At 69.7% G+C, this 18,600-nt stretch carries 19 protein-coding genes; 4 read left to right on the top strand and 15 right to left on the bottom strand.

The window, feature by feature from the left end; genetic code table 11:
* Window positions 1-7: 7 nt before the first annotated feature.
* Together LEL84_RS23600 and LEL84_RS23595 are read left to right on the top strand one after the other, a co-directional pair.
* Window positions 8-682, top strand: coding sequence for an energy-coupling factor ABC transporter ATP-binding protein (locus LEL84_RS23600; RefSeq protein WP_159370469.1), 675 nt, complete (start codon window positions 8-10; stop codon window positions 680-682).
* Window positions 679-1,281 (top strand): energy-coupling factor transporter transmembrane component T family protein, encoded by a 603-nt coding sequence (locus LEL84_RS23595; RefSeq protein ID WP_226512907.1) that lies wholly within the window; start codon window positions 679-681, stop codon window positions 1,279-1,281. The genes LEL84_RS23600 and LEL84_RS23595 overlap by 4 nt, the downstream gene beginning before the upstream one ends.
* A 9-nt stretch (window positions 1,282-1,290) precedes the next feature.
* Here LEL84_RS23595 and LEL84_RS23590 read toward each other — a convergent pair whose 3' ends face one another.
* The 4 genes from LEL84_RS23590 to guaB form a co-directional block, all read right to left on the bottom strand.
* A complete protein-coding gene (locus LEL84_RS23590) occupies window positions 1,291-2,226 on the bottom strand; it encodes an epimerase (RefSeq protein WP_226512906.1) in 936 nt (311 codons plus the stop codon).
* Between the two features lie 94 nt (window positions 2,227-2,320).
* Window positions 2,321-4,108, bottom strand: coding sequence for an FAD-dependent oxidoreductase (locus tag LEL84_RS23585; RefSeq protein ID WP_226512905.1), 1,788 nt, complete (start codon window positions 4,106-4,108; stop codon window positions 2,321-2,323).
* 45 nt (window positions 4,109-4,153) lie between these two features.
* Window positions 4,154-5,311 carry a GuaB3 family IMP dehydrogenase-related protein gene (locus LEL84_RS23580; RefSeq protein ID WP_226512904.1) on the bottom strand — a complete coding sequence of 386 codons (1,158 nt, stop codon included), beginning with the start codon at window positions 5,309-5,311 and terminating at the stop codon, window positions 4,154-4,156.
* A gap of 87 nt (window positions 5,312-5,398) precedes the next feature.
* A complete protein-coding gene (gene guaB / locus LEL84_RS23575; protein WP_058250693.1) occupies window positions 5,399-6,910 on the bottom strand; it encodes an IMP dehydrogenase in 1,512 nt (503 codons plus the stop codon).
* Window positions 6,911-7,056: 146 nt separating this feature from the next.
* Here guaB and LEL84_RS23570 point away from each other — a divergent pair, with 146 nt between their 5' ends.
* Window positions 7,057-7,446, top strand: coding sequence for a DUF5319 domain-containing protein (locus tag LEL84_RS23570; RefSeq protein ID WP_058250883.1), 390 nt, complete (start codon window positions 7,057-7,059; stop codon window positions 7,444-7,446).
* A 133-nt stretch (window positions 7,447-7,579) separates the two neighbouring features.
* Here LEL84_RS23570 and LEL84_RS23565 read toward each other — a convergent pair whose 3' ends face one another.
* The 3 genes from LEL84_RS23565 to LEL84_RS23555 all read right to left on the bottom strand — a co-directional run bounded on the left by LEL84_RS23565 (window position 7,580) and on the right by LEL84_RS23555 (window position 10,359).
* The gene (locus LEL84_RS23565) at window positions 7,580-8,653 is read right to left on the bottom strand and encodes an anti-sigma-D factor RsdA (RefSeq protein ID WP_226512903.1); all 1,074 of its coding nucleotides are present in this window, start codon (window positions 8,651-8,653) and stop codon (window positions 7,580-7,582) included.
* Window positions 8,637-9,224, bottom strand: coding sequence for a sigma-70 family RNA polymerase sigma factor (locus LEL84_RS23560; protein ID WP_010841867.1), 588 nt, complete (start codon window positions 9,222-9,224; stop codon window positions 8,637-8,639). The genes LEL84_RS23565 and LEL84_RS23560 overlap by 17 nt, the downstream gene beginning before the upstream one ends.
* Before the next feature lie 175 nt (window positions 9,225-9,399).
* Window positions 9,400-10,359 carry a hypothetical protein gene (locus tag LEL84_RS23555; RefSeq protein WP_137809230.1) on the bottom strand — a complete coding sequence of 320 codons (960 nt, stop codon included), beginning with the start codon at window positions 10,357-10,359 and terminating at the stop codon, window positions 9,400-9,402.
* Between the two features lie 416 nt (window positions 10,360-10,775).
* Between LEL84_RS23555 and LEL84_RS23550 the strand changes: the two genes are divergently transcribed.
* Window positions 10,776-11,072, top strand: coding sequence for a WhiB family transcriptional regulator (locus LEL84_RS23550; protein ID WP_010841865.1), 297 nt, complete (start codon window positions 10,776-10,778; stop codon window positions 11,070-11,072).
* Between the two features lie 99 nt (window positions 11,073-11,171).
* Here the strand turns inward: LEL84_RS23550 and groL are convergent, their stop codons facing one another.
* The 8 genes from groL to alr all read right to left on the bottom strand — a co-directional run bounded on the left by groL (window position 11,172) and on the right by alr (window position 18,438).
* Entirely contained in the window at window positions 11,172-12,788 is a 1,617-nt protein-coding gene (gene groL, locus LEL84_RS23545; protein WP_058250696.1) for a chaperonin GroEL, read from the bottom strand.
* Window positions 12,789-12,920: 132 nt separating this feature from the next.
* Entirely contained in the window at window positions 12,921-13,220 is a 300-nt protein-coding gene (groES, locus tag LEL84_RS23540) for a co-chaperone GroES (RefSeq protein WP_004019185.1), read from the bottom strand.
* A 195-nt stretch (window positions 13,221-13,415) separates the two neighbouring features.
* The gene (tsaD, locus tag LEL84_RS23535; protein WP_226512902.1) at window positions 13,416-14,462 is read right to left on the bottom strand and encodes a tRNA (adenosine(37)-N6)-threonylcarbamoyltransferase complex transferase subunit TsaD; all 1,047 of its coding nucleotides are present in this window, start codon (window positions 14,460-14,462) and stop codon (window positions 13,416-13,418) included.
* Window positions 14,459-14,968 carry a ribosomal protein S18-alanine N-acetyltransferase gene (gene rimI / locus LEL84_RS23530; RefSeq protein WP_065629901.1) on the bottom strand — a complete coding sequence of 170 codons (510 nt, stop codon included), beginning with the start codon at window positions 14,966-14,968 and terminating at the stop codon, window positions 14,459-14,461. The genes tsaD and rimI overlap by 4 nt, the downstream gene beginning before the upstream one ends.
* Window positions 14,965-15,669 carry a tRNA (adenosine(37)-N6)-threonylcarbamoyltransferase complex dimerization subunit type 1 TsaB gene (gene tsaB / locus LEL84_RS23525; RefSeq protein WP_137809234.1) on the bottom strand — a complete coding sequence of 235 codons (705 nt, stop codon included), beginning with the start codon at window positions 15,667-15,669 and terminating at the stop codon, window positions 14,965-14,967. The genes rimI and tsaB overlap by 4 nt, the downstream gene beginning before the upstream one ends.
* The gene (tsaE, locus tag LEL84_RS23520; protein WP_226512901.1) at window positions 15,666-16,142 is read right to left on the bottom strand and encodes a tRNA (adenosine(37)-N6)-threonylcarbamoyltransferase complex ATPase subunit type 1 TsaE; all 477 of its coding nucleotides are present in this window, start codon (window positions 16,140-16,142) and stop codon (window positions 15,666-15,668) included. Before tsaE ends, tsaB begins: the two co-directional genes overlap by 4 nt.
* Complete coding sequence (locus LEL84_RS23515) at window positions 16,139-17,275, bottom strand: alpha/beta fold hydrolase (protein WP_226512900.1); 1,137 nt, start codon at window positions 17,273-17,275, stop codon at window positions 16,139-16,141. Before LEL84_RS23515 ends, tsaE begins: the two co-directional genes overlap by 4 nt.
* On the bottom strand, window positions 17,272-18,438 hold the full coding sequence (gene alr / locus LEL84_RS23510) for an alanine racemase (RefSeq protein ID WP_226512899.1): 1,167 nt from the start codon (window positions 18,436-18,438) through the stop codon (window positions 17,272-17,274). The genes LEL84_RS23515 and alr overlap by 4 nt, the downstream gene beginning before the upstream one ends.
* Window positions 18,439-18,600 lie beyond the last annotated feature (162 nt).

Below are 18,600 nucleotides of genomic sequence, written 5' to 3'. Positions count from 1 at the left end.
ACCGGCGATGATCGAGTTCACCGACGTCACCCACGCCTACGGCGACCGCGTCGTCCTGCGCGAGGTCTCACTGACGTTGTCGGAGAACCGGATCGGGATCGTCGGCGCCAACGGGAGCGGCAAGTCGACGCTGGCGCGGATGATCAACGCGCTCGTCGTGCCCGACTCCGGGACCGTCATCGTCGACGGGCTCTCGGTCGCGAAGAACAAGCGTGAGGTCCGACGCCGGGTGGGCTTCATCTTCTCCGACCCCGACCGTCAGATCATCATGCCGACGGTCCGCGAGGACATCGAATTGTCGCTTCGTCGAACCGATCTCGACAAGTCGGCGCGCGCCGAGCGCGCCGGCGAGGTACTCGCCCGATTCGGCCTCGCCGACCACGCGGACCATCCGGCCCAGCGGCTCTCCGGCGGGCAGAAGCAGCTCCTCGCCCTGGCGTCGGTGTTCGTGACCGACCCCGCGATCATCGTCGCCGACGAACCCACCACCCTGCTCGACCTGCGCAACACCCGCATGCTCGCCGACGTGTTCGCGACCCTCGACGAGCAAGTCGTCGTCGTCAGCCACGATCTCGACATCCTGGCCGACTTCGACCGTGTCATCGTCGTCGACGAGGGGCGGGTCGTCGTCGACGACGAACCTCGGCCCGCGCTGGCCGCCTACCGCGGGATGATGTCGTGAACGTCCTCGGCGTCTACCGTCCCGGCAACACGCTGCTGCACCGACTGCCCGCGGGCGTCAAGTTCGTCGCGATGGGCGTGGTGATCCTGGTGCTGTCGCTGATGGTCCGGTCGCTCACCGCCCTCGGCATCGCGACGGCCGGGGTCGCGGTCGTCTACGCACTGGCGGGGATCGGGCCGCGCGAGGCGTGGCGGCAGCTGCGGCCACTGATGTGGTTGCTGCTGTTCATCTTCGCGTTCCAGGTCGTCTTCACCGACTGGCGGCGGGCGGTGGTCGTCTGCGGCGTCCTCGCGCTGTCGGTCGCACTCGCCGCGGCCGTCTCGCTGACCACCCGCACGACGGACATGCTCGACACGATCGTCCGCGCGCTCGGCCCACTGAGACGGCTCGGGGTGCGCGTCGACCTCATCGCTCTCGCGCTGGCACTGACCATCCGGGCGATCCCGCTGATGGTCGAGGTGGTGCGGGAGGTCGACGAGGCGCGCAAGGCGCGCGGACTCCGGCCCGGTCCACGCATCCTCGTCGCCCCGGTCGTCCTCGCCGCCCTGCGCACCGCCGACGGTTTCGCCGACACCCTCACCGCGCGCGGACTGGACTGAGGCGACCTCTCAGAGCAGATCGGAGAGTGCGTCCTCGAGCCGTGGGAAGCGGAAGTCGAACCCGGCGTCCGCGAGCACATCCGACCGCGCACGGCGCCCAGTGAGTCCGAGGGCCGGGTCCGTGCGCAGCACCACCGCACCGAGTTTCAGCAACCACGCGGGCGCCGGCGGCGCGGGCGGCCGTCCGATCTCCGCGCGCAGTATCGCCATGAGTTCGGCGTTGCGCACCGGATGCGGACTGGCCGCCACGACGACACCGTCGGGCAGCGACACCGCGTCGTCGACCCGCAGTGCCGCGCGGGCGATCGCGAGCCAGTCGTCGATGTGAATCCAGCTGAACCACTGCCGGCCGTCGCCGACCCGGCCGCCGAGCCCGAACCTGGTGAGCCCCACGAGGCGTCGGATGGCCGGCGAATCAGCATCGAGCACGATCGAGGTGCGCAGCACGGTCAGATGGTCGGTGTTCGCGCCGTCCACCGCCTCCTCCCAGGGCCGTGCGACCCCGGTCATCTGCGGGAGGCCCACCGGAATCGGCGTCGATTCGGTGCACCACAGTTCGCCCGCGTCGCTCCAGATCGCGGTCGTGCTGGACTGCAGCCAGTACGAGATCGGCGTCGTGCGTTCGCGCGATGCGGTGACGAGTGCGCGCGTCGCGTCGACCCGACTGTTCCGCAGTGCGGCGATGTTGGCGACGGTGGGGCGGCAATCCACGAGCTTGCCCGCGAGGTTGACCACCGCGGTTGGACCGTCCCCGGTCAGCACTTCGGCCCAGTCGCCCTGGGTCCTGCCGTCCCAGACCACCTGCTCGAACGGCGACGACGGATCGACCCGCCGCGTCAGGATGACCGGATGGTGTCCACGTTCGGCGAGATCGGTCGCCAGATGCGTTCCCAGCGAACCACTTCCGCCCGCCAACACCACGGTCAGCGGTTCTGTCCCCGGCATGCGTCTCCCCCGTTCGGCACTGGACGACGACACTACCCGCCGACGCCGCCGACCGGGATTTCGTGGTCACAGTGCGCGTGACGGCGCACCGATGCTACGAGATGCGCTGGGCCGTGAGTGGAGTGGCGGGGACGACCGGGGTGATCGGCAGCCGCAGGGCGCCGGGTGCGTCGGCCGGCACCACCGGGGACGTCGGCGTCGCGGGCTCGATGCGGCGATACGGCTCGCCCTGGGCAGGACGCCGGTCCTGTTCGCCCTTGTTCGGCCACAGTGCCGCCGCGCGTTCCGCCTGCGCACAGATCGTCAGCGACGGATTGACGCCGAGGTTCGCCGACACCGATGCACCGTCGGCGATGTGCAACGTCGGGTAGTTCCACACGCGCTGGTAGGGATCGATGACGCCGTTGTCCGGGTCGTCGGAGATCGCGCAGCCGCCGAGATAGTGCGCGGTCAGCGGCATGTTGACGATGTCGCCCCAGGTCCCGCCGGCGACGCCGCCGTCGAGCTTCGCCGCGATCCGGCGAGTTGCCTCGTTGCCCTTCGGAATCCACGTCGGATTCGGCTCGCCGTGGCCCTGCTTGCTGGTGACGTACCGCAGCGGTCCGCGCTTCCGGACGAAGGTGGTCAGCGAGTTGTTGTTGTTCTGCATGACCAGCGCGATCACGGTCCGCTCGCTCCACTGTCGCACCACGAGCAACCGCACCAGCAGGAGCGGGTTGCGGGCGACCTGACGCAGGAACTGCCCGAACCGGTTGCGCCGGGACCCGCCGTCGGTGAGCAGGGTCTGCAGGTACGCGATCGCGTTGGAGCCCTTGCCGTATCGCACCGGTTCGATGTGCGTGTTCGGCTCGGGGTAGAACGACGAGGTGATCGCGACGCCGCGCGAGTAGTCGTTCTCCGGGTCGATCCGCGACCCCATCGCACCCAGGATCGACTCCGAGTTGGTGCGCGTGAGCCGACCCATCGCGTCCGAGATCTGCGGCAGCGTACCGAGTTTCGCGTGGTGTAGCAGTCGTTGGGTGTTGAACGTGCCGGCCGCCAGGATGACCTGGCCCGCCGTGATCGTGTGTCGACGGCGTCCGAGCGGACCCCACGACGACGAGTGATGCGTGCCCACCTCCCAGACACCGTCGGCGCGCTGCCGCAGCGAGTCCACCGTGGTCCGGTCGATGATGGTGGCGCCGTGGCGTTCCGCGAGGCCGAGATAGTTCTTCAGCAGGGTGTTCTTGGCACCCACCCGGCATCCGGTCATGCACGCGCCGCACTCGGTGCAAGCGGTTCGGGCCGGACCCGCACCGCCGAAGTACGGGTCGGCGACGGTCTCGCCGGGCGCCCCGGACAGACCGGTCTTCGCACCGAAGAACACACCGACCGGTGTCGGGGTCACCGTGTCCCCGACACCCATCTCGGCGGCGACTTCGGCGACCACGCGGTCGGACGCGGTGACCGTCGGGTTGGTGACCACCCCGAGCATCCGCCGGGCCTGGTCGTAGTACGGGCTGAGCTCGTCCTCCCAGTCGGTGATGTGATTCCACTGCGGATCGGTGAAGAACGGCGTCGGGGGCTTGTAGAGCGTGTTGGCGTAGTTGAGCGAGCCGCCGCCGACGCCCGCCCCGGCGAGGATCATCACGTCCTTCAGGGCGTGGATGCGTTGGATGCCGTACAGGCCCAGCTTCGGTGCCCACAACCATCGGTTCAGGCGCCAGCTGGTCTTGGCGAAGTCCTCGTCCTCGAACCGACGCCCGGCCTCGACCACGCCGACGCGGTACCCCTTCTCCACCAGCCGCAACGCACTCACGCTGCCGCCGAACCCGGAGCCGACGATCAGAACGTCGAAGTCGGTGGCGTGTTCGGTCGAGGTGTCGAATCCCATGCCGAACATACTAACGCGCATTGTCACATAAAGAGACCCAGGTCACCCTAACTATCAGCCGCGGACGGACAACCCCACGCGCTGGAATTCCTTGAGGTCGCAGTAACCGGCCTTCGCCATGGCCCGACGCAGTGCGCCGACGACGTTCAGCTCGCCGTACGGGTCGTCGGAGGGGCCGTAGAGGACCCGCTCGAGACTCGGTCGGTCCTCGCCCGCGGCGACCTGCAGGAGGGCGCCGCGCGGGGTGTCGGGGTGAGCAGCGGCCGACGGCCAGTACCACCCGTTGCCGGGCGCGGAACTCGTTGCGGCGATCGAGGTCCCGAGGACCGCGGCGTCGGCTCCACAGGCGATCGCCTTGACGATGTCGCCCGAGCTGTGGATGTCGCCGTCGGCGATGACGTGGACGTAGCGACCGCCGGTCTCGTCCAGGTAGTCGCGACGCGCGGCGGCGGCGTCGGCGATGGCGGTGGCCATCGGCACACCGATGCCGAGCACCTCGCCCGTCGTGGTGGCTCCCGCGGCGGAACCGTAGCCGACGATCACGCCCGCGGCACCCGTCCGCATCAGGTGCAGCGCGGTGCGGTGGTCGTGCACGCCGCCCGCGATGACCGGTACGTCGAGATCGGCGATGAAGGTCTTCAGGTTCAGCGGTTCCCGCTGCGTGCCGTCGGCATCGACCTGCGCCACGTGCTCCGCCGAGATGATCGTGCCGTGCACCACCAGGATCTCCACCCCGGCGGCCAGCAGCGCCGGGGTCAGCTCGGGTGCGTGCTGCGGGCTGACGCGGACGGCCGTGGTGACCCCCGCGTCGCGGACCTGGGCCACGGCCTCGCCGAGCAACCCGCTGTCGAGCGGGGCCGAGTGGAGTTGCTGCAGGTGCCGAACCGCCGCATAGGGATCCGGGTCCTCCGCCGCGATGGCGACGAGTTCGGCGATCTTCGCCTCGACGTCGCGATGACGGGCCCACAGCCCCTCACCGTTCAGGACGCCGAGCGCGCCGAGCTTTCCCAGTTCGATCGCGACCGACGGCGACACCAGGGCATCGGTCGGGTGGCTCAGGATCGGCGAGGAGAACCGGTAGGCATCGATCTGCCATGCGGTGGAGACGTCCTTGGACGAACGGGTCCGACGGGACGGGACGATGCTGATGTCCCCCAGCTCGTAGGTCCGTCGGGCTGTCCGGCCCATGCCGATTTCGACGAGGTCACGCACCACTGCGCCTTTCTGCGGAGTTCAGCTGCACAACGACCCTACGGCCTGGCCCGCCGGACGAGTCCGGCGGGAACGACCTCGGGGAGTTCAGCGGGAATAGTAGTTGGGTGCCTCTGCGGTCAGCGTGATGTCGTGCGGGTGGGATTCCTTCAGGCCCGCCGCGGTGATCTGGACGAACCGTGCGGTCTGCAGATCCGGGATCGTGGACGCGCCGGTGTAACCCATGGCGGCACGCAGGCCGCCGACGAGCTGATGGATCACCTGCGACAGCGGACCGCGGAACGGCACCCGTCCCTCGATGCCCTCGGGAACCAGCTTCTCCTCTTTGAGGACGTCGTCCTGGAAGTAGCGGTCCTTGGAATACGACTTCGCCTGTCCGCGACCCTGCATCGCACCCAGCGAACCCATGCCGCGGTAGCTCTTGAACTGCTTGCCGTTGACCAGGACCAGTTCGCCGGGCGCCTCGGCGGTGCCGGCGAGGAGCGAACCGAGCATCGCGGTCGACGCTCCCGCCGCGAGTGCCTTGGCGATGTCACCCGAGTACTGCAGGCCACCGTCGGCGATCACGGGCACCCCGGCCTTCTGACAGACCGCCACGGCTTCGAGGATGGCGGTGATCTGCGGGGCGCCGACACCCGCCACGACGCGGGTGGTGCAGATCGAGCCCGGTCCGACGCCGACCTTCACCGCATCGGCGCCGGCGTCGACGAGGGCCTGCGCGGCCTCGCGGGTCGCGACGTTGCCGCCTACCACGTCCACCCGGTCGCCGACCTCGGCCTTCAACTTGGCCACCATGTCGAGTACGAGCCGGTTGTGCGCGTGGGCGGTGTCGACGATGATCACGTCGGCCCCGGCGTCGGCCAGCGCCATCGCCCGGTCCCACTGCGGGTCACCGGTTCCGACGGCCGCCCCGACGAGCAACCGTCCGTCGGAGTCCTTGGTCGCCAGCGGATGCTGTTCGGTCTTGACGAAGTCCTTGACGGTGATGAGTCCGGTCAGGCGACCGTTGCCGTCGACGATCGGCAGCTTCTCGATTTTGTGCCGGCGGAGCAGTCCCAGTGCGGCCTCGGCGGAGACCCCCTCCTGGGCGGTGATGAGCGGGGCCTTGGTCATCACCTCGGCGACCGGACGGCTCTGGTCGACCTCGAACCGCATGTCGCGGTTGGTGATGATGCCGACGAGCTCACCCTTGTCGTCGACGACGGGCAGGCCGGAGATGCGGTAGCGCGCACACATGGCGTCCACCTCGGCGAGCGTGTGCGTGGGGGTGCACGTCACCGGATCGGTGACCATGCCCGCCTCGGACCGCTTGACGGTCTCGACCTGGCCGGCCTGCTCCTCGATCGACAGATTGCGGTGGAGGACACCCATACCCCCGGCGCGCGCCATCGCGATCGCCATCCGGGACTCGGTCACGGTGTCCATCGCCGAACTCACCAGCGGGACACGCAGCGTCACGTTCTTGGTCACCCGCGACGAGGTGTCGACCTCGCTGGGTATCACGTCCGACGCCGAGGGCAGCAACAGGACGTCGTCGAAGGTCAGGCCGAGCATCGCGACCTTGCCGGGATCGTCTCCACCGGTACGAACAGCAGTCATCGGACCATGGTATCGAGTCCCTTGTTGCGGCGATCGTCACACAGGAGTCTTCGCGCCGATGAGGTCGCCCGACCTACTCTCAACAGGTGCGCTCGACCGGTGAACGCCTGCGGCGCGCGCACCCGCGGATCGGCTACGGTGGTGTGGTGCGTGACCACCTGCCACCCGGCCTCCCGCCGGATCCGTTCGCCGACGATCCCAGCGATCCCGCATCCGCATTGGACAGCGTGGAGCCGGGTATCCCGTTGGACGAGAACGAGCGGCTCGCGGTCGAGGAGGATCTCGCCGATCTCGCACTCTACGAGGCCTTGCTGGCCAATCGCGGTGTACGCGGCCTGGTCGTCGTGTGCGAGGACTGCCGCGAGGACCATTACCACGACTGGGACATGTTGCGCGCCAACCTGATCCAGCTTCTCATCGACGGCACCGTCCGGCCGCACGAGCCCGCGGTGGATCCTCGTCCGGACGCCTACGTCACGTGGGACTACTGCCGCGGTTACGCCGACGCCCGTAGTCATCTCGACGACGAACGCTGACGCCCCACGGGCGTGGCGGTAACTGTCGCCGACTCTCCGGCACGGCCACATGAGCGAGGCCCCGCACCGATCTGGTGCGGGGCCTCGCTCATGATCTCAACCGACCGTTCGGGTCGGCGATGGTGCGGTCGCGTCAGCCGATCGGCCGACCGGCGTCCACGCCGGGCGGCGGTGTCCATGGGATCTCGGGGAACTCGGCCGGGAAACGGGTGACCTTCGTGCTCGACGACGGCGTCGACGGTTCTGCCGGCTCGCTCGAGGGCGGGACCGACGACGGCTCCTGCGGTTCGCTCGCCTGCTCGGACGGCGTGGTCGGTTCATCCGTCCCGCCGCCCGGAGGCGTCGACGCGTCGGGTGAGGGCTGGTCCTCGGAGTTCCGGAGATCGGGCCGGGTCGGGTCGATCGTCCCGGGCTGTTCCGCACCGGTCGACGGTGCGGGATCGGTGGTCTCGATCGGCAGACCCGCACCCGCGCGGATGCGGTTCATCCAGTCCGTCATCTCGTCACGCATCTCGTTGTCCATCGGACCCATGCGCTCCTGCGCCTCGGCCAGCAGGCTGGCCGCCGCACCCGGATCACCGGCGGCGATCGCGGCCTCGGCACGCTCGAGGTTGTTCCGGACGTCGTGGGCCGCCTGCGTCTGCGACGCGGCCTCGGCGAACACGACCTGCTTGATGCCCCACAGCGGGTCGCCGGGTTGCGAGCCCTCGGAGAGCACGGTCAGGCCGGCAGCCGCAACGATGACGATCGCGGCGGCACCCGACACGACGCGCAGGTGACGGACCATGCGGCGGCCGCGACTCGCGCGCTCGCTGGTCCCGATTGCCCGCTCGACGTCGTCGACGGACAGCAGCTCGGGCTCGGGGGTGGACACGATCTCCGACCGCCAGCCCGACAGCATCTCGGCCAGCTGATACTCGGCCGCGTCGCGGGTCGGCACCGGCACATCGCGGGTCAGCGCGTCGAGGAAGTTCTCGTCGAAGTTCAGTTCGGAGAGGTCGAGCGCGTCGTCGGAAGCGGAGAGATCGAACGCGCCGAGTCCGGACTCCGCGTCCGAGGAGAACGGGTCAACCGGGCGGGGTCCGGGCCCGGCGGGCGCCGGGCCGCTCGAACCGGGCGCGCGACGGTGCGCCGGCGGCTGACCGGGTCGATTCGGCTGGTCACCACCCGCGACACGGCGTCTACGCCAATCAGACTGTCCGCTCATCGTGACCTCCTGTCCGTCTCAACTCGTCTTTCAATTTCGCCAGCGCTCGATGCTGGGCGACTCGTACTGCTCCCGCGGTGCTGCCGATCGCCTGCGCGGTCTCCTCCGCCGACATCCCGACGATCAACCGCAGGACCAGTACCTCGCGTTGCTTCTCGGGGAGGATGCCCAGCAGGGCTCTCATCCGCCTGCTGCCGTCGGCATCGATCGCGAACTGCTCGGGACCCCCGGTGACGTGTGAGACCTCGGGGATCTCCTCGACCGGGTCCGACTTCACCCGTGCCGCCACCCGCATGGCGTCGGCGACCTTGTGCGACGCGATGCCGTAGACGAAGGCCATGAACGGTTTGCCCTGGTCACGGTACCGTGGCAACGCGGTCATCACCGCCATCAATGCCTCCTGCGCGATGTCGTCGGCGGAGAACAGATGCCGTTCCCCTACCCCGATGCGTCCTCGGCAGTAGCGCAAGATCGGTTCCTGCACGCTTTCGAGAACTGACGTGAGAGCTGCCCGATCGCCTTGGCCCGCGGCCCGGACGGCGTCGTTCAACTCACCACCTGTCAACTTCATCGCGCGTAGGAATCCCCGTGTTACAAGTCGGCCAACCGGTCCAATTGCCGGTCCTGGTCCGGGCCCCGGCACGGTGACGCCGCCGGTGGCGATCGTCGTGGCACGCGGCTGGAGAGCGCGTTCCGGCGACGTCTCCGGCGGCGACGACGTGGCAGACCCCAACACACCTTAGCGATCAACCGTCCGGCATCAGCGCCATGCCCTTGCCGATCAGCGTGGCGCGGAGCCGGCGGTGGTGAACGGCCTCGTCGCCGGACGCGGCTCCGGTGCCCAGCAGCAGGCTCATCGCCGCCCACTCCAGGGGCAGGAGGGCCTCGTCGCGAGCGTCGGCGACGACGTCCCGCGCCGCGTTCGCGGTGCCACCCCGATCCCCCGCGCCCGCGGCGGCAGCCGCGGCGATCAACGCAGTCTTCACTCGATGGCGGGCCGGGACCGGAGTCGCCGCGTCGTGCATCTCCCGCACCAGCAGTGCCCCCGCTCGGGCGTGTTCGAGCCCGGACGCCACGTCACCGCGGTACAGACCGAGTTCGGCGCTCACCCATTCCCAGCGCAGGCGGCAGCGCGTGGCCGTCATCCAGTCCGCGTCCGCCGGCCGCCAGGACCACTGTTCGGGGTTCGCCCCGACCGGCCGCTCGTCCGTGGGATCGAGGACCGTTCGCGCCCGGTCGAGCAGCCGACGGGACGCATCGAACCGCAGCAGACCCAGATTGTCGGCCGCGAGCCCGACGAGTCCGTCCGCGACCGCCGCTCGGATGAGCGAGACCTCGCGTGGCCCGGGGCCCGGTGCACCCGGCTCGGCCCGGGCGCCGGAGATGCCGACGGTGAGGAGGGCTCGACCGTCGACCCCATGCGAGATGTGGTGTCGCCCGGCCTGGCGGATCAGAGAGGCCCGCGTGCTCTGACACAGCGACAGCACGGCGAGGTGGGGGTCGGTGGGCGCGGATACCCGCGCCCGTACACCGGCGACCCGTTCGAGGGACGCGAGTTCGGTGAGCGCGCGGGCGTAGTTCCCGTCCCCGCCGGCGGAGACCGCCGCGGCCCACGCATGCAGCAGCGGGACCACCGAAGGTCGCATCGAGGGGTGTCGACGCAGCTCAACGGCTTTGTCGAGCGTCGAGGAGGTGTTCTTGGTCACTCGATCTTTTTCGGTTTGCATGAATTTAACGAACGATTCCCAACGTTAATTCTCTGGACAGATCACGGGTGCATCATCGGAAGATTTCCGCCGTGTAAATCGGTTCGATCGACGTCACCACACCCCTACGTCCGACGCGCTGGACGGAGACCTGGACTAAGCAGCCATCATTGCAGGTCACACCGGGTCGGTCGCCCCGGTTCAGGGGGTACCGCAACGACGCATCCGCGCTGTGCTATCCAACCGCGATCACCTAACCCGCCGTTAACATTTCTGAGACTTTCGCAGCAATCCTGTCCCATTTCAGGGCTATTGACGCAATTTCTCCGGCCCGCTTAATGTGAGTTCAGCGTTGCAGGAAATCGACGTTTCCCACCGAAGCACCCCGGTGCGGCCCACGACAAGGAGTAGCTGTCATGCCTCAGCCCAATCATCTCCCCGGCCCCAACGCTGACATCTGGGACTGGCAGATGTCAGGACTCTGCCGCGGCGTCGACTCGTCGATGTTCTTCCATCCGGACGGCGAACGCGGCCGCGCCCGAGCGCAGCGTGAGCGACGCGCCAAAGAGATGTGCCACCAGTGCCCGGTCATCGCGCAATGCCGGGAGCACGCACTCGCGGTGGCGGAGCCGTACGGCATCTGGGGCGGACTGTCCGAATCCGAGCGCAGCATCTTGATGAAGCGGGGCGTCGGCCGCCGGATGGCCAGCTGAGGCCAGGGGCGTCGAACCCGACCAGACCACGACCCCGAGAGCCGGGCATCCCTGCGAGGATGCCCGGCTCTCGTGTTCGTCGAACTGCGCGGAGTTACGTCAGTGCGCGTGCCCGTGTCCGGCGTGACCGGCCGGTTCGTCGGCCGGCTGATCGGTGATCGCCGTCTCGGTGGTCAGCACCATGCGGGCCACCGACGCGGCGTTGACGACCGCCGACCGGGTGACCTTCACCGGGTCGATGATGCCTTCGGCGACGAGGTCGCCGTAGGACAGGCTCGCGGCGTTGAACCCCGAGCCCTCGGCCCCACCGGCGACCTTGTCGACCACGACCGCGCCGTCGAGTCCGGCGTTCGCGGCGATCCAGTAGAGCGGCGCCCGCGCGGAGTCGCGGACGACCCGCACGCCGAGGGCTTCGTCACCGGTCAGGGACTCGGCGAGGGCGTCGAGCTTCTTCGACGCCTGCACGATGGCCGAGCCACCACCGGGGATGATCCCCTCCTCGACGGCGGCCTTGGCCGCCGCGACGGCGTCCTCGACGCGGTGCTTGCGCTCCTTGAGCGCGGTCTCGGTGGCCGCACCCACGCGGATCACCGCGACACCACCGGAGAGCTTTGCCAGACGCTCGGCGAGCTTCTCCTTGTCCCAGTCGGAGTCGGACTGCTCGATCTCCCGACGCAGCTGCGCCGAACGGTCCGCGATCGCGTCCTTGGTGCCGGCACCCTCGACGAGGGTGGTGGCGTCCTTGGTGACGACGACGCGACGGACCGAGCCGAGCACGTCGAGACCGACCGTCGGCAGGCTCAGGCCGATGTCGGAGGAGACGACGGTTCCGCCGGTGACGATCGCGAGGTCTTCGAGGAAGGCCTTGCGGCGGTCGCCGAAGAACGGCGCCTTGACGGCGACGGCGCGGATCGTCTTGCGGATCGAGTTCACGACGAGGGTCGACAGCGGCTCGCCCTCGACATCCTCGGCGATGATCAGCAGCGACTTGCCTGCTTCGACGACCTTCTCCAGCAGCGGCAGGAAGTCCGGCAGGGAGCTGATCTTGTCGCGGTAGAGCAGGACCAGCGCGTCCTCGAGAACCGCTTCCTGGCTGTCGAGATCGGTGACGAAGTAGGGCGAGAGGAAGCCCTTGTCGAACTGGACGCCCTCGGTGATCTCGAGGTCGGTGCTCAGCCCCGAGCTCTCCTCGACGGTCACGACACCATCGGCGCCGACCGCGGTCATCGCCTTGCCGACCATCTCGCCGATCTCCTCGTCGCGGGAGGACACGGTGGCGATCTGGGCGATGGCCTGTTCACCGGCGACGGGGGTCGCAGCGGCGAGCAGGGCCTCGCTCAGCGCATCGGCGGCCTTGCTGATGCCCTGCCCGAGAGCGATCGGGTTGGACCCGGCGGCGACGTTGCGCAGGCCGGCCTTGACCATCGCCTGTGCCAGCACGGTCGCGGTGGTGGTGCCGTCGCCCGCCACGTCGTTGGTCTTGGTGGCGACGGACTTCACCAATTGCGCGCCGAGGTTCTCGAACGGATCGTCGAGCTCGATGTCGCGCGCGATGGTGACGCCGTCGTTGGTGACACTCGGTCCGCCGAACGCCTTGGCGAGGACCACGTGCCGTCCGCGCGGGCCGAGGGTGACCTTCACGGTGTCGGCGAGCTGGTCGATGCCTCGCTCGAGCGCCCGGCGCGCGGTTTCGTTGAATTCAATCTGCTTGGCCATGAATCACTTTCTGCAACGGGAGCCTGTCGGCGTAACGCACATCGCCCCGGTACCCCTGCACGGGGCGCCGGGGCGATGTGAGACGCGATGAAGGCTCGCGGGGTCTAACTCGGCCGGAGTTCGGTGCCGGTCCTACTTGCCGATGACGGCGAGGACGTCGCGCGCCGAAAGGATCAGGTACTCCTCGCCGGCGTACTTGATCTCGGTGCCGCCGTACTTGCTGTAGATGACGGTGTCACCTTCCTTGACGTCCACGGGGACGCGGTTGCCCTGCTCGGTGACCCGACCCTCGCCGACGGCGATGACGGTGCCTTCCTGCGGCTTCTCCTTGGCGGAGTCCGGGATGACCAGGCCCGACGCGGTGGTCGTCTCGGCCTCGACGGCCTGCACCAGGATCTTGTCCTCAAGCGGCTTGATGTTCACGCTCGCCACGATGTGAGTCCTCAACTTTCGTACTGAGAAAGAATCTGCACGTTCACGGCCCTGCAAAACCCCGTCGTCGCGGGTGTCCGAGGCTTCGGTCAGCGCCATCTAGCACTCTATACATGCGAGTGCCAGCACTCAAGGGTGGAGGCTGCAAAAACCCGGCCGTGTTCGCTCCCCGCGAAGACGGCCGGGCTCCGTCCGCTACAGCTGACTGACACGCACCGACATCGCCGGGTCCGACGCCACGGTCTGCGGCGAGGGCGCCGCTCCCCCGCCGATCACATGAGCGCCGAGCGTGGCGATCATGACGCCGTTGTCGGTGCACAGGCGAGGCTTCGGAACCCGCAGGTCGACCCCGGCCGCCGCGCAGCGCTCCTCCGCCAGCGATCGGATGCGCGAATTGGCGGTGGCACCTCCGCCGAGGACCAGGGTGTCCACCCCGAGGTCACCGCAGGCCCGGACCGCCTTCATCGTCAGCACGTCGGCCACCGCCTCCTGGAACGAGGCCGCGACGTCCGCCACCGGTACCTCCACACCGTCGCGCACGCATTTCTCGACATACCGTGCGACCGCGGTCTTGAGTCCGCTGAAGGAGAAGTCGTGCCGCGAGTCGCGGGGACCGGTCATACCGCGTGGGAAGGCGATCGCACCCGGGTCACCCTCACGGGCGACGCGGTCCAGCGCCGGCCCCCCGGGAAAACCGAGATCGAGCAGGCGGGCGACCTTGTCGAAGGCCTCCCCGGCCGCGTCGTCGACCGTGGTGCCCAGTTCGACGATGGGCTCGGCGAGATCGGTGACGTGCAGCAGGTGCGTATGTCCACCGGAGACCAGCAGTGCGACGCACTCCGGCATCGGTCCGTGCTCGAGGGTGTCCACAGCGACGTGCCCGCCGAGATGGTTCATCGCGTACAGCGGTACGTCCCAGGCGAGTGCATAGGCCTTCGCCGCGGCCACCCCGACGAGCAACGCGCCGGCGAGTCCCGGCCCGATGGTGACCGCGATGGCGTCGGGGCGGTCGATCCCGGCCGCCTCCCGCGCCCGACGCATCGTGGGGACGATCGCCTCCAGGTGCGCTCGGGAGGCGATCTCGGGGACCACGCCGCCGAACCGGGCGTGTTCGTCCACGCTCGACGCGACCTCGTCGGCCAGCATCGTCGCAAATCCGGGTGTGTCGCCGTCGCCCGGCGTCCACCGGACGATGCCGACACCCGTTTCGTCGCAGGAGCTTTCGATACCGAGAACGATCACGCCGGGCCCTCCTCCGGTTCGAGCGGCCGGCCCGACACCGGGAGCCGCAACATCGTGTAGGCATCCGCGCCGGACGGCTGATAGTAGTTGCGGCGAAGACCCGCGGTGCTGAACCCGTGATGTGAGTACAGCCCGATCGCCACCTCGTTGTCGGTGCGTACCTCCAGGAACACCGCGGCGTCGTTCTCGTCCGCGACGGCGAGCATGGCCTCGAGCAGCGCCCGGCCCACTCCCCGTCCCCGATGGTCCGGATCGACGGCGATGGTGTGGATCTCGCACTCCCAGGCGTCGGGTTGCCCGAGCGTGGAGATCCCGGCGTAACCGATGACGTCGGCGCCGAGGCGCTCCCGAGCCGCGAAATAGGTGTTGTACGGGGCGTTGAGTTCGGCGCGGAAAGCCGCGGCGGGCCAGGGTGAGTCGTCGGCGAACATCCGCCGTTCCAGCGCGGCGCAGCGCGGGATGTCACCGAAGGTGAGCGCGTCGATGACCAGTTCCGGTGTGGTCATCGCGCCGCACCCGCCCGACGGGCCTTCTGCTCCACCGCGTCGGGGCGTCGTAGATACAGCGGCACAAGGGGTTCGGGTTCGGCGCCCGCGACGATGTCGGCGGCGGCCGCCATGACCACCCCGCGTACGGTCGGCACGCCGGTCGCGGGTGGATCACCGGTCCAGCCGGCGAGTTCGAGGTGGGCCGCAGAACCCGCCACCGCACCGATCCGCCCCCCGGCGACATCGGGGGCGAGCTCCTCGGCGACCACCGCGGGCGCGGTCACCTCGGGGCCGCGCACACGGCGGCCACCCTCGTAGAGCGCCCAGTAGACCTCGCGCCGGCGCGCGTCGGTCACCACCAGAGCTCGCGATCCTGCGTCGTCCGGACCGGCGTCGACGGCAAGCGCATCGAGGGAGCACACGCCATACGCCGGTATCCCCAGCGCGTCGGCGAAGGCGGCGCCGGTCGCCATCCCCACCCGGAGTCCGGTGAACGGCCCGGGCCCGCAGCCGACGACAACCGCGGTCAGTTCGGTTCGGGCCGTGCCGGATTCGGCAAGACACTCGGCGACCAGGGTGGTGAGCAGTTCGGCGTGCCGCCGGTGGTCGGCGACCACCCGTTCGGCCAGCACGCGCACCTCACCGTCGCGCAGTTCGGCCACTCCGGCCACCACCGAATCGGTGGCGGTGTCGACCGCCAGCACCAGACCCTGACTCATTCCGCGCTCACCCACTCCCACTCGGCGTGTCGCACATCGGTTTCGGTGTCCCGTCGCAGCCGCACGACCAGATGCCGGTCGGCGAGCCGCTCGGCCACACCTTCGCCCCACTCGACGACGACGACCGCCTCGTCCAGGTCGGAGTCCAGGTCCAGGGCATCCAGTTCGTCGAGCATCCCGGAACCGCATCCCGTACCGCCGAGCCGATAGGCGTCGACGTGGACCATCCCCGGGCGGTCGGGCCGGCCCGGCCGGTGCTCGCGGGCGATGATGAACGTCGGCGAGGTCACCCGCCCCTCGACGCCGAGACCGGCACCGATCCCGCGGGCCAGCGCCGTCTTTCCCGCGCCCAACGGACCGTCGAGGATGACCACGTCACCTGCGGACAGGGTCGACGCCAGCTCGGCGCCGAAGGCCTCGGTGTCGTCGACCTCGGGGAGGTCGCGCGTACCGCGGGGACCCACGCCGCTCATCGGCGGCCTCGCTTCCACCAGCGCCGACGGCGGGCCGGCAGAGCGATCCGCGCGCGATCCACCAGTTCGGCGATCGCGTCGCTGACGAGCCGGGGCTCCTCCATCTGGACCATGTGGCCGGCGCCCTTGGCGACGACCAGGCGGGAATCGGCGCCCAGCTGGGAGTACATCCGGACCGAGTTGCGTAACGGCGTGAGCCGGTCCCGGTCTCCGCACACGACCGTGGTCGGCACCTGGGCGACCACCGGCAGCGCGGTCGACTCGTCGTGGATCTCCAAGGCGTGCAAGAAGTTCACGATGGTCTCGATCGGCGTGCTCTGGATCATCGTGTCCACCGCGGCGCCGAGGGCCGGACTGTAGAACGTCGGCCCGAAACTCGCCGCGACCAGCACCGGTTCGAGGGCGGCGCGGGTCAGTCCGCGGCCCGCCTGGACCAGGCGCGGCGCGCGGCGCACGCTCATCCGGAAGGCATCCACCACCGGATTGCGCAGTCCCTCACCGAGTCCGGCGTCGGTGACACCGCGCGACGCCGTCGCCACCAGCGCCACCCCGGCGACCGGACCGTGCGACGAGAACAATGCCGGGTGCCGGCGCGCGAGCCCCATCAGCGTCATCCCGCCCATCGAATGACCCACGAGGACAACGGGTCCCACGGGTACGGTGGCACGGATCACCGCTGCCGCGTCGTCGGCCAGCTGCGCGATCGTGCAGGTCTCGGTCGGGGCCGGGTCGCTCTCTCCGTGCCCCCGGTGATCGAAGAACACCAGCCGGTAGTTGCGATCGTGCCACTCGTCGGCGAGTTGCTCGCGCTGGAAATGCCAGCTCGACAGCCGGAGGCTGAAGCCGTGCACGAACACGATCGTGAGGTCGGGCACGGAGCCCTCCGACACCGTCCCGAGGTCGACGATCCGCACCGCGAGATCCAGCCCGTCGTCGGCGGTGACCGTGGTCCCCCGCTCGCGGTAGAGCGCGGTGAGGTCGACGTCGGCGTGCGGGTCCGGCCGGCCCACCACGCTCTTGCGGGCGATGTTGCGCGCTGCCCCGACGGCTGCCATGCCACCCAGGGCGGCGATCCCCGCCACCCCGGCCAGCAGTCCGACACGGTCGGATTCCACCACTGCTGCCTCGCTCACTGTCCGGCCTCCGTGGTCTCGGGGTCGAGCCCGACCTGCCTCTCACCGAGGTAACGACGGACCACGCGCGTCCCGACCTGGGAGACGATCTCGTAGTCGATGGTGCCGATCGCGTCCGCCCAGTCCTTCGCGGTGGGGCCGCCCGAGGCGCCGGTGCCGAACAGTTCGGCCTGGTCGCCCTCGCGGACACCCGCGCCGTCGGGTCCGAGGTCGACGACGAGCTGATCCATGCAGATTCGGCCCACCCCGTCGAACATCCGCTCGCCGATCCGGACCCGGATCCGGCCCGACAGCAGGCGCGGCACGCCGTCGGCGTACCCCGCGGCGACCACGGCCACCACCGTGTCGCGCGGCGCGATCCACGTTTCGCTGTAGGACACACCCTGCCCCGCGGCGACCTTCTTCACGAGCGCGATGGTCGCGGTCAGGGTCATCGCCGGGATCAGCCCGAAGTCGCCGCGTGCCGGTACCGGGGTCCGGCCGTAGACGGCGATCCCCGGCCGTACCAGGTCGCGGGCGAGATCCGGACGGGTCAGCGCCGCAGGTGAGTTGGCGATGTGGACCACCTGCGGTGCAGCGCCGAGGCGGGCCAGGTCGGCGACCGCGGCGTCGAGTCGCTGCGCCTGCGCGTCGTTCAGCGGGTGCTCGGGTTCGTCGCCGCGCGCGAGGTGGCACATCGCCGCACGCAGGGTCACCGAGCCGTCGACGTGCGCCTTCGCCACCCGCTCGGCGAAATCCGCCCACTCGTCCACCGCAACGCCGCTGCGATTGAGGCCGGTGTCCACCTTCGCGGTGACGACCGCGGACCGGCCGGTGCGGTGTGCCGCCGCGATCACCGCGTCGAGCTGGGAGATCGACGAGAGTGCGATGTCGATGCCGTCGACGATCGCTCCGGCGAAGTCGGCTCCCGGCGTGTGCAGCCACGCGGTGATCGGGGCGTCGATGCCGGCGGCGCGGAGCGCGGCGGCCTCGGTGAGGTGCGCGACCCCGAGTTCGGCGGCGCCGGCGGCGAGCACGGCGCGGGCCACCGGCAGGGCGCCATGGCCGTAGGCGTCGGCCTTCACGACCGCCATCAGGTCAGCGCCCGAAACGGCACGCAGCACGCCGACGTTGTGGGCGATCGCGCCGAGATCCACGGTCGCGGTCAGAGCAGGGGAAGTCATCGTCGACCATTGTCCCAGATCGCCGGGTGCGGCTCGTCCCGGCTGCCTCCGGCGTGAGGTGCGCGTCGTTCTGCGGAGATGGTCTGAGTAGTCACACCGATGCGCGGCGTCGAGCAGAGCGGTTGAGTGGACCCCGACGCTGATCCCGAACCGCCGCACCAC

This window comes from Gordonia sp. WA4-43 (assembly GCF_020520305.1).
In the GTDB taxonomy this organism is placed as follows: domain Bacteria; phylum Actinomycetota; class Actinomycetes; order Mycobacteriales; family Mycobacteriaceae; genus Gordonia; species Gordonia hongkongensis.
Note: the sequence above shows the minus strand (reverse complement) of the source record. Positions and strands in the feature narration are given on the sequence as shown.

What these genes read in the sequence shown, in the direction of transcription:
- LEL84_RS23600 (WP_159370469.1), top strand. Translation starts at nt 8, where the DNA reads ATGATCGAGTTCACCGACGTCACCCACGCCTACGGCGACCGCGTCGTC.
- LEL84_RS23590 (WP_226512906.1), bottom strand. Translation starts at nt 2,226, where the DNA reads ATGCCGGGGACAGAACCGCTGACCGTGGTGTTGGCGGGCGGAAGTGGT.
- LEL84_RS23585 (WP_226512905.1), bottom strand. Translation starts at nt 4,108, where the DNA reads ATGTTCGGCATGGGATTCGACACCTCGACCGAACACGCCACCGACTTC.
- guaB (WP_058250693.1), bottom strand. Translation starts at nt 6,910, where the DNA reads ATGACTGCTGTTCGTACCGGTGGAGACGATCCCGGCAAGGTCGCGATG.
- LEL84_RS23565 (WP_226512903.1), bottom strand. Translation starts at nt 8,653, where the DNA reads ATGAGCGGACAGTCTGATTGGCGTAGACGCCGTGTCGCGGGTGGTGAC.
- LEL84_RS23560 (WP_010841867.1), bottom strand. Translation starts at nt 9,224, where the DNA reads ATGAAGTTGACAGGTGGTGAGTTGAACGACGCCGTCCGGGCCGCGGGC.
- LEL84_RS23550 (WP_010841865.1), top strand. Translation starts at nt 10,776, where the DNA reads ATGCCTCAGCCCAATCATCTCCCCGGCCCCAACGCTGACATCTGGGAC.
- groL (WP_058250696.1), bottom strand. Translation starts at nt 12,788, where the DNA reads ATGGCCAAGCAGATTGAATTCAACGAAACCGCGCGCCGGGCGCTCGAG.
- rimI (WP_065629901.1), bottom strand. Translation starts at nt 14,968, where the DNA reads ATGACCACACCGGAACTGGTCATCGACGCGCTCACCTTCGGTGACATC.
- tsaB (WP_137809234.1), bottom strand. Translation starts at nt 15,669, where the DNA reads ATGAGTCAGGGTCTGGTGCTGGCGGTCGACACCGCCACCGATTCGGTG.
- tsaE (WP_226512901.1), bottom strand. Translation starts at nt 16,142, where the DNA reads ATGAGCGGCGTGGGTCCCCGCGGTACGCGCGACCTCCCCGAGGTCGAC.
- alr (WP_226512899.1), bottom strand. Translation starts at nt 18,438, where the DNA reads ATGACTTCCCCTGCTCTGACCGCGACCGTGGATCTCGGCGCGATCGCC.